This window comes from Mycobacterium sp. NGS67 (assembly GCF_059812185.1).
In genome coordinates, this window is record NZ_JCALCF010000010.1 from 26,714 (window position 1) to 41,429 (window position 14,716).

General features: G+C 69.3%; 14 protein-coding genes. 8 read left to right on the forward strand and 6 right to left on the reverse strand.

The features are described from left to right. Nucleotides 1-144 precede the first annotated feature (144 nt). A complete protein-coding gene (locus AC5Y4D_RS11565) occupies nt 145-801 on the forward strand; it encodes an Rv0361 family membrane protein (protein WP_500037186.1) in 657 nt (218 codons plus the stop codon). Between the two features lies 1 nt (nt 802). Here the strand turns inward: AC5Y4D_RS11565 and AC5Y4D_RS11570 are convergent, their stop codons facing one another. Beyond that, entirely contained in the window at nt 803-1,159 is a 357-nt protein-coding gene (locus tag AC5Y4D_RS11570; RefSeq protein ID WP_499945730.1) for a HesB/IscA family protein, read from the reverse strand. 91 nt (nt 1,160-1,250) lie between these two features. Next, entirely contained in the window at nt 1,251-2,327 is a 1,077-nt protein-coding gene (locus AC5Y4D_RS11575; RefSeq protein ID WP_500037262.1) for a glycerate kinase family protein, read from the reverse strand. A gap of 157 nt (nt 2,328-2,484) precedes the next feature. Between AC5Y4D_RS11575 and AC5Y4D_RS11580 the strand changes: the two genes are divergently transcribed. Genes AC5Y4D_RS11580 through AC5Y4D_RS11595 form a run of 4 tightly spaced genes read left to right on the forward strand, consistent with a single transcriptional unit; the run spans nt 2,485 to nt 5,494 of the window. Continuing rightward, nucleotides 2,485-3,186, forward strand: coding sequence for a DUF3043 domain-containing protein (locus AC5Y4D_RS11580; protein ID WP_500037187.1), 702 nt, complete (start codon nt 2,485-2,487; stop codon nt 3,184-3,186). Nucleotides 3,187-3,192: 6 nt separating this feature from the next. Continuing rightward, a complete protein-coding gene (locus AC5Y4D_RS11585; protein ID WP_500037188.1) occupies nt 3,193-3,723 on the forward strand; it encodes a bifunctional adenosylcobinamide kinase/adenosylcobinamide-phosphate guanylyltransferase in 531 nt (176 codons plus the stop codon). Further along, entirely contained in the window at nt 3,720-4,766 is a 1,047-nt protein-coding gene (gene cobT, locus AC5Y4D_RS11590; RefSeq protein ID WP_500037189.1) for a nicotinate-nucleotide--dimethylbenzimidazole phosphoribosyltransferase, read from the forward strand. Before AC5Y4D_RS11585 ends, cobT begins: the two co-directional genes overlap by 4 nt. Further along, nucleotides 4,763-5,494 (forward strand): adenosylcobinamide-GDP ribazoletransferase, encoded by a 732-nt coding sequence (locus AC5Y4D_RS11595; RefSeq protein WP_500037190.1) that lies wholly within the window; start codon nt 4,763-4,765, stop codon nt 5,492-5,494. Before cobT ends, AC5Y4D_RS11595 begins: the two co-directional genes overlap by 4 nt. Before the next feature lie 65 nt (nt 5,495-5,559). Here AC5Y4D_RS11595 and AC5Y4D_RS11600 read toward each other — a convergent pair whose 3' ends face one another. Beyond that, complete coding sequence (locus tag AC5Y4D_RS11600) at nt 5,560-6,666, reverse strand: branched-chain amino acid aminotransferase (RefSeq protein WP_500037191.1); 1,107 nt, start codon at nt 6,664-6,666, stop codon at nt 5,560-5,562. A gap of 55 nt (nt 6,667-6,721) precedes the next feature. Further along, nucleotides 6,722-7,825, reverse strand: a complete 1,104-nt coding sequence (gene gcvT / locus AC5Y4D_RS11605; protein WP_500037192.1) for a glycine cleavage system aminomethyltransferase GcvT — start codon at nt 7,823-7,825, stop codon at nt 6,722-6,724. 14 nt (nt 7,826-7,839) lie between these two features. On the opposite strand from gcvT, the gene AC5Y4D_RS11610 reads away from it, so the two are divergent. Together AC5Y4D_RS11610 and AC5Y4D_RS11615 are read left to right on the forward strand one after the other, a co-directional pair. Beyond that, the gene (locus AC5Y4D_RS11610) at nt 7,840-8,970 is read left to right on the forward strand and encodes an adenylate/guanylate cyclase domain-containing protein (protein ID WP_500037193.1); all 1,131 of its coding nucleotides are present in this window, start codon (nt 7,840-7,842) and stop codon (nt 8,968-8,970) included. Between the two features lie 25 nt (nt 8,971-8,995). Beyond that, entirely contained in the window at nt 8,996-10,540 is a 1,545-nt protein-coding gene (locus AC5Y4D_RS11615; protein ID WP_500037194.1) for a leucyl aminopeptidase, read from the forward strand. A 106-nt stretch (nt 10,541-10,646) separates the two neighbouring features. Here AC5Y4D_RS11615 and AC5Y4D_RS11620 read toward each other — a convergent pair whose 3' ends face one another. Next, nucleotides 10,647-12,233, reverse strand: coding sequence for a phytoene desaturase family protein (locus AC5Y4D_RS11620; protein ID WP_500037195.1), 1,587 nt, complete (start codon nt 12,231-12,233; stop codon nt 10,647-10,649). A 260-nt stretch (nt 12,234-12,493) separates the two neighbouring features. Here AC5Y4D_RS11620 and AC5Y4D_RS11625 point away from each other — a divergent pair, with 260 nt between their 5' ends. Then, on the forward strand, nt 12,494-12,844 hold the full coding sequence (locus AC5Y4D_RS11625; protein ID WP_500037196.1) for an aminopeptidase: 351 nt from the start codon (nt 12,494-12,496) through the stop codon (nt 12,842-12,844). On the opposite strand, the gene AC5Y4D_RS11630 is transcribed toward AC5Y4D_RS11625, so the two are convergent. Then, nucleotides 12,841-14,625 (reverse strand): SDR family oxidoreductase, encoded by a 1,785-nt coding sequence (locus tag AC5Y4D_RS11630; protein WP_500037197.1) that lies wholly within the window; start codon nt 14,623-14,625, stop codon nt 12,841-12,843. The two genes, AC5Y4D_RS11625 and AC5Y4D_RS11630, sit on opposite strands and share 4 nt — an antisense overlap. Between the last annotated feature and the right edge of the window lie 91 nt (nt 14,626-14,716).

A 14,716-nucleotide genomic window follows, 5' to 3' on the forward strand; every position in this document is an offset into this window, starting at 1 on the left:
CTCTCATGAACGCCGGCCGGACAACCAACGCTGCTGCCCGCAGCCGTTGCGCTAGCCTGCCTAGAGAACTCACCCGGTTGCCGGACTCCGGACTCGGACGGCAACCCGCTCATTCCTCTCACCCCACAGCGTAGGAGAACAACGATGGCCGGTCCGCACCCGCCGAACCTCCCGGTCGGCGACCAAGGACCTCAGCAGAGCCAGCCGTACCCCGAGACCGGCCCCAACCAGCCTGAAACCCTCGATTTCCCGCCCGACGGGGGAGGAGCGGCGCCTTATCATCCCGGGCCGCCGGCACCGGTCCCCTACCCGAAACGACGGCGTCGCCGGCTACTGCTGGGCATCCTGCTGACGATCGCACTGATAGCGGGCCTGACCACGGCCATCGTCTACGGGGTCCGCACCAACGGGTCCAACACCAGGACCACGTTCTCCGAGGCGTCCGCCAAGTCGGTCATCCAGACCTACCTCAACGCCCTGGCGCACAAAGACACCGACGTCATCGTCCGCAACGCAATGTGCGGCATCTACGACGCGGTCAAGGACAAGCGCTCCGACCAGGCGCTGGCCAAGCTCAGCAGCGACGCGTTCCGCAAGCAGTTCGCCGAGGTGGAAGTCACCTCGATCGACAAGATCGTCTACCTGTCGCAGTACCAGGCTCAGGCGCTGTTCAGCATGAACGCGACACCCAGCACCGGCGGACCGGCGCGCAAAGAGGTGCAAGGCATCGCGCAGTTGCTCTTCCAGCGCGGTCAGATCCTGGTGTGCTCCTACGTGCTGCGCACCGGTGGGCAGTACTAGCTCAGTTGAACGAGTCGCCGCACGCGCACGAACCCGTGGCGTTCGGGTTGTCGATGGTGAAGCCCTGCTTCTCGATGGTGTCGACGAAGTCGATCGAGGCACCCTGCACATAGGGCGCGCTCATCCGGTCCACCGTCAGGGTCACCCCGCCGAACTCCACGGTCAGGTCGCCATCCAGCGTCCGGTCGTCGAAGAACAGGTTGTAACGAAGGCCCGCACACCCGCCCGGCTGCACCGCGATACGCAGCGCCAGGTCGTCGCGTCCCTCCTGATCCAGCAGGGATTTCGCCTTGGCGGCGGCGGCGTCCGTCAGGATCACCCCGTGGGCCGTGGCGGTCGGCTCGTTCTGCACCGTCATTGCTTCTCCTACATGCCTGATATGTCGGGTGGATTCCGCCCGGCTCTCCCGCTCGATGTCCGGGGGACTGTTCGGGTGAAAACCCACTGGTTCAACGGTACCCCGGCGGGCCGCTATTCCCGAGTCGCGCGGCCACCTCGGACGCCAACCCCATCAGTTGATTCGCCGCGTCGGCCAGTGCCAACCGCACCGAACCTGCGTATTCGGACATCGCCAGGGCCGACATGATGCCCGACACGCGGGTGGTGGCCTTGTCCACCGACACCTGCCCGGCCAGCACGATCACCGGTATGCCCAGCGGGCGGGCGGCGGCCGCGATCTCCCCGACGACCTTGCCGTGCAGGGACTGCTCGTCGAAATGCCCCTCGCCCGTGACGATCATGTCGGCGTCTTCGAGGTCGTCGGCGAAATGGGTGAGTTCGGCCACAATGGCCGCCCCGGACTCGCAGCGACCGCCCAGCGCGAGCAGTCCGGCCCCGATGCCGCCGGCGGCACCCGCGCCGGGCTCCGCGCTCACGTCGCGTCCGGCGACGGTGTCCAACACCAGCGCCCAGGCCTCCAGCCGTACCTCCAACCTGGCGACGGTCGCCGTGTCGGCTCCCTTCTGGGGGGCGAACACGCGGGCCGCACCCCACGGGCCCAGCAGCGGGTATTCGACGTCCGACGCGGCGATCAGCTCGACACCGGCCAACCGTTTGCGCGCCAGGTCCAGCCCGCCGAGTTCGTCGACCATGCCCTGGCCGCCGTCGGTGCAGGCACTGCCGCCCAAACCGACCACGATCCGCCGGGCGCCGGACTGCAGCGCGGCGGCGATCAATTGGCCGACGCCCTTGCTGTGGGCGGTCATCGCGGTCTCCGGCGTGGGGGGACCGTCCAGTAACGCCAGCCCGCAAGCCTGCGCGCACTCCAGATAGGCGGTCGCCGAGCGTTCGTCGAACACCCAGTCGGCGACGACGTCGGTGTCCAACGGGCCACACACCCGCAGTCGACGCAGTCCGCCCATCCGGCTGGTCAATACTTCGACGAAGCCCGGCCCCCCGTCGGATTGCGGGGCGACGATGAACGAGTCGCCCGGACGTGAGCGCGTCCAGCCGGTGGCGATGGCGGCGGCCGCTTCCACCGCGGACAGACTGTCCCCGTAGCAATCGGGGGCCACCAACACCCGCATGGCGGGCAGCTGGAGGCGGCCGGGCCCGAAGTCACCGGCAGCATCATCCGACGCCTGCGAGCCGTTCATTACTGGCAGCGTAGGTCTAACCCGCCCGCCGCCGCAGGCATAACAGGCGCATTCAGCGGGCCGGGCGCGGCGAAGTAACCTGGCGGTCGTGAAGTTGTTGGGCCGCAATAGAGGCTCCGGAAAAAGCGGGGCCGAAGGTGACGACACGCCGGACTCGACCGAGCAGGAAGCCGGTTCGGCCCAGGCGCCGTCTCGCGCGTCACGCACCACCGGCCCCAAGGGACGGCCGACGCCCAAGCGCGACGAGGCCCGGCGGCAGGGCCGCAAGGGTCCGGTCGCGCCCGCGCCGATGACCGCCGCCGAGGCGCGCGCGCGGCGCAAGTCGCTGGCCGGCCCGAAGCTCAGCCGCGAGGAGCGCCGCGCCGAACGGGACGCCCGGCGAGCCCGGATGACCGAGCGTCAGGAACGCATGAAGGCCGGTGAGGAGGCCTACCTGCTGCCGCGCGACCAGGGGCCGGTCCGCCGCTACGTCCGCGACGTGGTGGACGCCCGACGCAACGTGCTCGGCCTGTTCATGCCGTCGGCGCTGTTCCTGTTGGCCGTCATGTTCGCCGTGCCACAGTTGCAGTACTACATCTCGCCGGCAATGTTGCTGCTGATGGCGTTGATGATGATCGATGGGATCGTGTTGGGCCGCAAGGTCGGCAAGCTGGTCGACGCGAAATTCCCGGACAACACCGAAAGCCATTGGAAGCTCGGTATTTACGCGGCCGGGCGGGCCTCGCAGATGCGGCGCATGCGGATGCCCCGGCCCCAGGTCGAGCGCGGCAGCCGCCCGAAAGCCGACTGACTCCCGGTGCGCACGCTGGTACTCGGCGGCATCAGATCGGGCAAGTCCCGGTGGGCGGAGCAAGCCATCGCTGAAGCACTGGCACCCGACGAGGCGGTCCGCTATCTGGCGGCGGGTCCGGTCGACGGGTCCGATCCGGAGTGGTCGCGGCGCGTCGCCGACCACCGCGATCGTCGCCCCGCTCATTGGACGACGGTGGAAACCGGCGATCTGGCCGGCGCGTTGCGTCAGTCCCCCACTACTCCGACTCTCGTCGACGACCTGGGTACCTGGTTGACCAGCACCCTGGACCGCCACGGCTGGGACGGCGGATCGGTGAACGCGCCACTCGACGAGTTGCTGTGCGCGGTCGGCACGTTCGCCTCGACACTGGTGCTGGTGAGCCCGGAGGTGGGGTTGACGGTGGTGCCGGCCAGCGCGTCCGGCCGCCGGTTCGCCGACGAACTGGGCACGCTCAACCAACGCACCGCGGCGCTGTGTGAGCGGGTGGTGCTGGTGGTGGCCGGACAGGCGCTGACGGTCAAGGCGCCGGTGTGATCGGGTTCGCGCCGGTGTCACCGCCCGACCCGGGCGCCGCGGTGGCTGCCCGCGCCCGCCAGGACACGCTGACCAAGCCGCGGGGCGCGCTGGGGCGGTTGGAGGAGCTGTCGGTGTGGGTGGCGTCCTGCCAAGGCGCTTGTCCGCCAAGGCAATTCGAGCGGGCCCGGGTGGTGGTGTTCGCCGGTGACCACGGCGTGGCGCGGTCGGGGGTGTCGGCCTATCCGCCGGAGGTGACCGCCCAGATGGTCTCCAACATCGAAGCCGGCGGGGCCGCGATCAACGCGCTGGCGCGGGTCGCCGGCGCGACGGTGCGTATCGCCGATATGGCGGTGGACTGTGCCGACGTGTTGGGCATGACCAAACAGGTCAGCGATAAGGTCCGCCGCGGCAGCGGCGACATCGCCGTCGAGGACGCCCTGACCCAGGACGAGGTCGACCGGGCGCTCGCCTCCGGTCAGCAGATCGCCGACGAGGAGGTGGACGCCGGCGCCGACCTGCTGATCGCGGGTGACATGGGCATCGGCAACACCACCCCGGCCGCGGTGCTGGTGGCGGCGCTGACCAACAGCGAGCCGGTCGCCGTGGTCGGCTCCGGCACCGGGATCGACGACGCCGCCTGGTCCCGCAAGACGGCGGCCGTCCGCGACGCCCTGTTCCGAGCCGGCTCCGACGACCCCGTCGAATTGTTGCGCCGTTGTGGCGGTGCGGATTTCGCGGCCATGGCCGGCTTCTGCGCGCAGGCCGCGATCCGGCGTACCCCGTTGTTGCTGGACGGCATGGCGGTGACGGCAGCGGCACTGGTCGCCGAGCGGTTGGCGCCCGGGGCTCGGCAGTGGTGGCAGGCCGGGCATCGGTCCACCGAACCGGGTCACACGCTGGCCCTGACGGCGCTGGAGCTGGAACCGATCGTCGACCTGCGCATGCGGCTGGGCGAGGGCACCGGCGCCGCGGTCGCGTTGCCTGTGCTGCGCGCCGCGGTGGCGGCGCTGGGCTCGATGGCGACGTTCACCGACGCGGGAGTCACCGGACCTACATCGTGATCCGTTCGGTGGCAACGGCTTTCGCGTTCGGAACGGTGCTGCCGGTCCCGGGGTCACAGGCCGCGGCGATGGGTCGCGGGGCGATGACGGCGCTACCGGTGGTCGGTGTTGCGCTGGGCGGGTTGGCGGCGGCGGTGGCCTGGGCCGGGGCCGCTGCGTTCGGTTCGGCCAGCCCGTTGTCCGGGTTGCTCGCCGTCGGAATCCTGCTGTTGGTGACGCGAGGCCTGCACATCGACGGTGTCGCCGACACGGCCGACGGGCTGGGCTGCTACGGCGAGGCGCAGCGTGCGCTCGCGGTGATGCGCGACGGGTCGACGGGGCCGTTCGGGGTGGCGGCGGTGGTCATGGTCATGGGGTTGCAGGGCTTTGCTTTTTGCGCGCTGGGCGCGGGAGCGATCGTCCTGGCCGTCTTCGCCGGTCGATGCACCGCGGTGTTGACGTGCCGACGCTCGGTGCCCGCGGCCGAGGGCAGCGCGTTGGGCGTGCAGGTCGCGGGCACCCAGCCGGTCTGGGTGGCGCTGGCCTGGCTGCTGGTTCTGCTGATCGCCGCGGTCCCGGTGGGGGCGCGGCCCTGGCAGGGGCCGATCGCGGTGCTGCTGGCGGTCGGGTGCGGGGCGCTGCTCGTTGCGCATTGCGTGCGGCGGTTCGGCGGCATCACCGGTGACGTGCTGGGCGCCGCTATCGAAGTGACCACGACGGTCACCGCGGTGGCGCTGGTCGCCTTCTGAGCGCGAGCAGACGCAGAATCGCACGCGGGAGACCCGCGGAATGCGGTTCTGCGTCTGCTCGCGCCCTAATCGAGCCGCGCCATCCAGCCGTGGGTGTCGGCGAAGGTGCCCCGCTGGATCCCCGTCAACGTGTCGCGCAGGGCCATCGTGACCTCGCCCGGCGTGCCGTCGGCGATGGTGAACTCGTCCTCGCCGTACTTGACCTGCGCCACCGGGGTGATGACGGCGGCGGTGCCGCACGCGAACACCTCGGTGATCTCACCGGACGCTGCCTTCTTCTCCCATTCGTCGACGTCGATCTTGCGTTCCTCGACCGCGAAACCGGCGTCAAGAGCCAACTGCAGCAACGAGTCTCGCGTGATGCCGGGCAGCAGCGAACCCGACAGCTCGGGGGTGACCAGTCGCGCCGACCCGCCCTTGCCGAGCACGAAGAACAGGTTCATCCCGCCCATCTCCTCGACGTAGCGGCGTTCCACGCCGTCCAGCCACACCACCTGGTCGCAGCCGTGTTCGGCGGCCTCGGCCTGCGCCAGCAACGAGGCGGCGTAGTTGCCGCCGAACTTGGCCGCACCTGTGCCGCCCGGGCTGGCCCGCACGTACTCCGTGGAAATCCAGACGGTGACCGGGCTGATGCCACCCTTGAAGTAGGCGCCGGCGGGTGAAGCGATCAGCAGATAGCGGTACTCCTTGGCCGGGCGCACCCCGAGGCCGGGTTCGGTGGCGATGATGAACGGCCGCAGGTACAGCGCCTCTTCGCCGCCGGCCTTGGGCACCCAGTCGTTGTCGACCGCGATGAGCTGGCACAGCGATTCGATGAAGAGCTCTTCGGGCAGTTCCGGGATCGCCAGTCGCCGCGCCGACGAGCGCAGCCGGGCGGCGTTGGCGTCGGGCCGGAAGGAGACCACGGAGCCGTCGGTCCAGCGGTAGGCCTTGAGTCCTTCGAACACTTCCTGCGCGTAGTGCAGCACGATCGCCGACGGATCCAGCTCGATCGGGCCGTAGCCGAGCACGCGGGCGTTGTGCCAGCCCCGACCCTCGACGTAGTCGATCGAAACCATGTGGTCGGTGTGGTACCGGCCGAAACCGGGGTCGGCCAGGATCGCCGCCCGCTCGGTCTCGCTGGCCGGGTTGGCCGCGCGCGAAACCGTGAACTCGAGGGGGGCGCCGGTCATGGGGCCGATTGTATAACCGTGCGCCAACGCATTTTCGGCACGCGAATCGCCCCGGCTACCGCGTTTTCAGCTCGACGAACGGTGGCCGCACCACCTCGCAGTCGACCGCTCGGCCGCGCACGTCGACGGTGACCTGGCCGCCGTCCTGCACCCCGGCGTCGGTGTCGATCAGCGCCAGCGCGATGCCGCGCTGCAAGGTCGGCGAGAACGTTCCCGACGTGGTGGTCCCGATCGTCGACCCGCCGTCGAGCACGTTGAGCCCGGGGCGCAGCACGCCGCGGCCGAGCATCTTCAGCCCGCGCAGCTGCCGCCGCGGACCTGCCTGCTTCTCGGCCAGCAGCGCGTCGCGGCCGAAGAAGGCGTCCTTCTTCCAGCCGATCGCCCACCCGCACCGCGCCTGCAGCGGCGAGATGTCGGGCGACAGCTCGTGCCCGTGCAGCGGATAGCCCATCTCGGTACGCAAGGTGTCGCGGGCGCCCAGACCCGCCGGCTGGCCACCGGCGTCGGAGACCGCGGCCACCAGGGCGTCGAACACGACCCCCGCGGACTCCCACGGCGGCAGCAGTTCGTAGCCGTGTTCGCCGGTGTATCCGGTGCGGCAAACCCGTACCGGCACACCGGAATACGACGAGTCCGCGTAGCCCATGTAGTCCATCTCGGTCGGCAAACCGAGCGCAGCCAGCACGTCGGAGGACTTCGGCCCCTGCACGGCGAGCACCGCGTAGTCGCGATGCAGGTTGGTGATCGTCAGCTCCGCGGGCGCGGCGGCCTGCAGCGCGTCGACGACGGCGGCGGTGTTCGCGGCGTTGGGTACCAGGAAGATCTCGTCGTCGTCGACGTAATAGGCGATCAGGTCGTCGATGACGCCACCGGATTCGTTGCAGCACAACGTGTATTGCGCCTTGCCCGGACCGACCCGGGTCAGGTCGTTGGTCAGCGCGGCGTTGACGAACTGCGCCGCGCCGGGACCGCGCACCAGCGCCTTGCCGAGATGGCTGACGTCGAACAGGCCGACCGCGGTGCGGGTCGCGTTGTGTTCGCCGACGGTCCCGGCGTACGAGACCGGCATCGACCAGCCGCCGAACTCGGCGAACGTGGCGCCCAGCTCACGATGCCGTTCTTCCAATGGGCCTTGCTGCAGATCCCGCGCCTCGCTCACGCTGTCTCACCCTAATGTCCGCCGCTGGTGGCAAACTTGGGCAGGTGTTCGATTGGGATGGCCTGGAAGCCGCCGGAATCGCGAACGCACGCGAGCGCGCCGACCTGATCAAGTATCTGGACGAGCTCGGTTTCACTGTCGAGGAGATGGCCGAAGCTGAGCGGCGCGGGCGGCTGTTCGGGCTGGCCGGGGACGTCCTGGGCTGGTCGGGACGCCCGATCTACACCGTGGCGGCCGCCGCCGAGCAGCTCGGTTTGTCGGCCGGCGAGGTGGCGCATGCCTGGGGGTTGCTGGGGCTGACCATCGCCGGTTCCGACGTGCCCGCGCTGAGCCAGGCCGACGTCGAGGCGCTCCAGACGTGGGTCGCGCTCAAGGGTGTGGTGGGCGAGGACGGCGCGTTCGGGCTGCTGCGGGTGCTGGGCGCCGCAATGGCCCGGCTCGCCGAAGCCGAGTCGACGATGATCCGCCTCGGCGCCCCCGACATCCAGATGACCCACACCCACGACGAGTTCGCCACCGCCCAGGCCTACCGCGCGATCGCCGAGTTCGTGCCGCGGATCGGGGCGTTGATCGACATCGTGCACCGTCATCACCTGACCAGTGCTCGCACCCACTTCGAGGGCGTCATCCGTGACACGTCGTCAAGCGTGGTGTGCGGCATCGGTTTTGCCGATCTCTCCGGGTTCACCGCGCTCACCCAGGCGCTGACCCCCGGGCAGTTGTCGGAACTGCTCAACGAGTTCGCCGCAGCGGTGTCGGACGTGGTGCACGCCGACGGCGGCCGGGTGGTCAAGTTCATCGGTGACGAAGTGATGTGGGTGTGCGGGTCACCCGAACAGCTCGCCACGGCGGCGCTCGATCTCGTCAACCATCCCAAGGCACGCGAGGAAGGACTGCAGGTGCGGGCCGGGCTGGCGCACGGCACGGTGCTGGCCATCAACGGCGATTACTTCGGCAACCCGGTGAACCTCGCCGCGCGACTCGTCTCGGCGGCCGTACCGGGGCAGATCCTGGTCGATTCGGCGCTGCACGGCGCATTGCCAGAGTGGCGCGGCGCCCCCGTCGGACCCTTGACGCTCAAGGGTTTCGACGCTCCGGTGCCGGCCTACGAACTGCTCGACAACCCGGCGGAGAAGCCAACCTAGGCCGCAGTGACTAGGGTGGTTGCCCGTGGCTACCACCGGTTACCAACCCCCGTCCGTCACCGTCGCGACCGCGCTGCCCAAACGCGGGGTCGGGTCCGCGGTGTTACTGGTCCCGGTCGTCTCGTCCGGTGACGACGAACAGACCGGCGCTCAGGTAGCGGCGGCCGAGACGTTGCTGCCGGCCGAGGCGGTCACCGAGATCGAGGCGGGCCTGCAGGCGCTGGGCGCCACCGGGGGCACCGAGCAGACCCACCGGCTGGTGGTGTCGTCGTTGCCGGTGGCCAGCGTGCTGACCGTCGGCTTGGGCAAGGCCCGCACCGAATGGCCGGCCGACGTGGTGCGCCGCGCGGCCGGTGTGGCCGCGCGTTCGCTGGGCAAAGCCGAGGCGGTGATCACGACGCTGGGTGAGCTGCCCGGTCAGGACGTGACGTCGGCGGTGGTCGAGGGTTTGATCCTGGGGGGTTACCGGTTCAGCGCTTTCCGCAGCGCCAAGACGGCACCGAAAGACCCTGGGCTGCGCAGGATCACCGTGCTGTCTACGGCGAAGGACGCCAAACGGCAAAGCGCGCACGGTGCGGCCGTGGCGGCCGCCGTGGCCACCGCGCGCGACTTCGTCAACACTCCGCCCAGCCACCTGTTTCCTGCCGAATTCGCCAGACGCGCCAAAGAACTCGGCGAATCGGCGGGCCTGGAGGTGGAGATCCTCGACGACAAGCAGCTGAAGAAGGCCGGGTACGGAGGGCTGATCGGTGTCGGTCAGGGTTCCTCGCGCCTGCCGCGGTTGGTGCGGCTGACCCATCGCGGCTCGCGGCTGGCCAAGAACGCCAGACAGGCCAAGAAGGTCGCGCTGGTCGGCAAGGGCGTCACGTTCGACACCGGCGGCATCTCCATCAAGCCGGCCGCCTCGATGCACCACATGACCTCGGACATGGGCGGAGCGGCCGCGGTGATCGCCACCGTGATTCTGGCCGCGCAGCGGGAGCTCCCGATCGACGTCATCGCGACCGTTCCGATGGCCGAGAACATGCCGTCGGCGACCGCGCAGCGGCCTGGGGATGTGCTGACCCAGTACGGCGGCATCACCGTCGAGGTGCAGAACACCGACGCCGAGGGCCGGCTCATCCTGGCCGACGCGATCGTGCGGGCGTGTGAGGACAACCCGGATTATCTGATCGAGACGTCCACGTTGACCGGTGCGCAGACGGTAGCGCTGGGAGCGCGCATTCCCGGGGTGATGGGCAGCGACGACTTCCGGGACCGGGTCGCCGAGATCTCGCAGCGCGTCGGCGAGAACGGCTGGCCGATGCCGCTGCCCGACGAACTCAAGGACGATTTGAAGTCCAACGTGGCCGACCTGTCCAACATCAGCGGGCAGCGGTTCGCCGGGATGCTGGTGGCGGGGGTGTTCCTGCGGGAATTCGTCGCCGACTCGGTGCAATGGGCACACATCGACGTCGCCGGCCCGGCCTACAACACCGGCAGCGCCTGGGGTTACTCACCCAAGGGCGGCACCGGCGTCCCGACCCGCACCATGTTCGCGGTGCTGGAAGACATCTGCGAAAAGGGCTGACGAGCGCCTGTCCCCGCTCTCTACGCGCCGAGCGTCAAGCTGGCGTGGCGCTCGACGGCGAATGCCGCGCCAGCGTGACGCTCGGCGACGGCTGCGCGATAAGGCGTCATTTCGTCAGCAGCGAGATCACCGCCCGGCTCAGCTTCCGCCGCGGCCAGCCGGTCACCCCGTCGGCAGCCAGCGCGGCCTTGGCCGCGTTGCGCCCGCAGGCGCCGTTCACCGAACCGCCCGGCGATGCCGACGCGCTGCCCAGGTAGAGCCGCTCGATCGGCGTCTCGGCCCGGCCCATTCCCGGCGCGGGACGAAAGATCAGCATCTGCTGCAACTGCGACGTCCCGCCGTTGACCGCGCCGCGATACAGGTTCGCGTCACTGGCTTCCAGATCCGAGGGTCGCTGCAGGTGGCGGTGGATCACCCCGGCGCAGAATCCCGGCGCATGTTCCTCGATGACCTGATCCATCGACTCGGCCAGCCGCTCCGCCGACTCATCATCGTAGATATCCCGCGGCAAATGCGTGTACGCCCAGACACTTTCGGTGCCCTCCGGTGATCTCGTCGGATCCGCCGTCGTGGTCTGACCGAGCAGCATGAACGGACGCTCGGGCACTACCCGCGTGTTCAGGTCCGCCATCCAGCGCACCAACCCGTCGCCGTCGGCGCCCAGATGGACCGTGCCGACGCTGCGCAATTGCTCCGCACGCCAGGGCACGCGGCGGTCCAACGCATAGTTGACCTTGACCACCGGCGGATCCCACTCGAAGTGCTCGAGGTCCTGTAACAGGCTGTCCGGCAACGTGTCCGGCGGCAGCATCTGGCAGAACAGTTGCGGCGCAGTCACATCGGCCACCACCGCGCGCCGCGCCCGAACCGTGCGGCCGGACGCTGTCGTCACTCCGACCGCCCGGCCGCCCTGCACCTGGATGCGGGCGACGTTCTGGTTGCACTCGACGCGTGCGCCCGCCGACGATGCGCGCTTGACCAGCGCTGCCGTCAGTTGCCCCGAGCCGCCAACGGGCACCGGCCAGCCGACGTCCTGACCAAGCATCGTCATCAGGAAGCCCATGACGCCGCTGCCCGGGGCGTCGGGCGGGATGTCGGCGTGCATTGCATTGCCCAGCAGCATGATTCGCGGCGCCTCGCCGTCGAACATCCGCTGGGCCATCGAATTAGCCGGCTGGACAAGAAGATTGGCGAGGCGTATCGCTTCGGAAGTGCCGAGCTTGCGCAGCAACTGCAGCAGAGCACCAGTCGGTGGAAACGGTGAGAGCATCGCATTGAGCAGTGGGTCTTTGACCTTGTCCCACAACTCCACTACCCGCAACCAGTTGTCGGCGTCGGCGGGCTCACGACGGCCGAACTCCGCAGCCGTCCGTGCCGGGTCAGGGTAGAGCACCGGCGGGTCGTCGTCCGCGCCGTCGCGCGGGTGTCCCACCACAGCCGGCGCGTACGACCAGCGCAGGCCGTGCTCCTCCAGCCGCAGCGCGGTGATCGCCGGCGACGCCACTGTCATCGGGTAGTAGGAACTGAACAGATCGGTGATGTAACCCGGCGTCAGTTCGGCGCTGCGCACCGCCCCACCCGGTTCGGGTTGAGCCTCCAGCACCAGCACGTCCCAGCCGGCGTCGGCCAACATCGCCGCCGCGACCAAACCGTGGTGTCCGGCCCCGATGACGACGGCGTCGACGGCTTCCATGCCTAGGCGACCTGAGCCGGGTCGAGCCGTTCGGCGAGGGCACCCAGTACGGAGGCCTCGACGTCCCGGTTCCTCGCCAGCTCCTCGGTCAACGTCATCGGCAAGTCCCTTCCTCGTTCGTCGCCTGCCGGATACCCCGACCACGCCGAATTACCGCCCCTCGGGCATCCTCGACCGAACCGATCCCGCACGCGTTTAGCGGTAGTCGAACGCGGCTAAACATCTTTTCGACGGAAAACCCTGCGCGGGAAGGGCCGATGATGACGGTGCGACGGTTGATAATCGCAGTAAGTGCTGCACTTTTGCTGGCAGGCGTGATCGGCCTGCTTGTCCCGGTGACGGTGTCCAACAGCAACGGCGGAACGATTAGCTGTGGCAATGGAATAGCCAGCGACCTGAGCGGCGCGCGGGCCGCCAACGACAGGAACGGCGCCAACATCCCGATCCTCAACCAGATCATCCCGCACACCGATTTCGTGAGCGCGTGTCAGTCGTCGGTGTCGAGCCGTCGGATGTGGATGATCCCGTTGACGGTGATCGGCATGGCCGGCATCGCCGCTGCGTTCGCCCTTCGGCGCACCGAGGGCGCACCGGTCGGCACGCAGCCTTAAATCACCTTCACGCGTGCGGTGCTGCGCAGTGCCTGCGGCAGCACCCGCGAGACGCCGTAAAGCGCATAGGCCTCGAAGGTGACCGGCCGGATCGGCTTGTTCTTCTTGACCGCGGACAGGATCGCGTTGGCCACCTTGTCCGGACCGTAGCGGCGGATGTCGAACATCTTGTCCAACTGGCCGCGCCGGCCGTCGACCCGCTCGTCGTCGATCCCGACCAACGTGTCGAACCGGGTCGTAGCGATGATGTTGGTGTCGATCACGCCCGGGCAGATGGTGGTCAGCCCGACGTCGGCGGCGTCGAGCTCGGCGCGCAGGCAGTCGGAGAACATGAATGTCGCCGCTTTCGAGGTGCAATACGCGTTCAGCGAGCCGAGCGGTGCGTAGGCGGCCATCGACGACACGTTGACAATGTGCCCGCCGGTGCCGCGCTCGGCCAGGCGGCGCCCGAAGGCCCGGCAACCGTTGACCACGCCGCCGAGATTGACGTCCAGCACCCGGTCGAACTGCTCGGCCGGGGTATGCAGGAACGCCCCGGCCTGCCCGACCCCGGCGTTGTTGACGACGATGTCGGGCAGCCCGTGCTCGGCGCACACCCGCTCGGCGAACGCCTCGACCGCGTCGGCGTCCGACACGTCCAGCACATAGGCGTGCGCGACCCCGCCGCGGTCCGCGACCAGCGCGGCGGTCTCTTTCACGGTGGCCTCGTCGATGTCGCTGATCACGATCTCGGCGCCCTCCTGGGCGAACGCGAGCGCGGTCTCGCGCCCGATGCCGCTGCCGGCGCCGGTGATCGACACCAGCGTGTCGCCGAAGTCGCCGCGCGGACGGCCCACCTGGGCGCGCAGCAGCGCGCGGCTGGCCGGCTTGCCGTCGGCGAGATCGGCGAAGTCCTGCACCGCGGCGGCCATCACCTGTGGGTGCGACATCGGGGAGAAGTGCCCAGCCCGGATGTCGCGTCGCCACAACCGCGGCACCCAGCGAGCGGTCTCGTCGTACCCGTGCGGCCGCACATACTTGTCGCGCGTGTTGACGATGAGCTGCACCGGTACGTCGACCACATGCACACCGCGGCGGCGGAAGCTGCCGGAATACGAGCGCCAGTAGTTGGCCGGGTACACCTTGACCGAGTTCGCCGCGTCGCTGGCGATGTTGTCGGAATGACGGATCTGCTCGACCGGGATGTTGTCGACGACGGCGCGCCGCACCGCCGCACTGCGAAACGCCAACCGCAGCAGCAGCGGCGCCAGCACCGGAATCGAGAAGAACGCCATGTAGGTCAGCCGCACGGCCTGGCTGACCGCTTGGGCGAATCTGCGCGGACGCCACGGTTGCCGCAGACCGCCGAAGATGAACTGGACCAGCTGGTCGTGCGCCGGCCCGGACACCGAAGTGAAGGTCGCGACCCGGTCGCCCGCGCCGGGCCGAGTCAGGTACTCCCACACCCCGACCGAACCCCAGTCGTGAGCCAGCACGTGCACCGGTTGCCCGGGACTCAACTGGCCGATGACCGCGGCGAAGTCGTCGGCGAATCGGGCCATCGTGTAGGCGGAGACCGGTTTGGGAGCCGAGGACAATCCGACGCCGCGGTTGTCGTAGCGAATGATCCGGAATCGTTGCGCCAGCAGCGGTACGACCCCGTCCCATAACACGTGCGAGTCCGGCCAGCCGTGTACCAGGACCACCGTCGGCCCTTCCCGGTTGCCCTCTTCGTACACGGCGATCCGGGTGCCGTCGACGCTATCGACGAACTGTTGTGGTGCGTGTTGTGTTGCCGGCATCGAACCTCCGCCACCTGCGACTTGCTGTCTGTACCAGTGGCCCACCGTAGCAGCGGCGCGGCGCCGGTCGGTGGATCAGTCACGCGCCCTG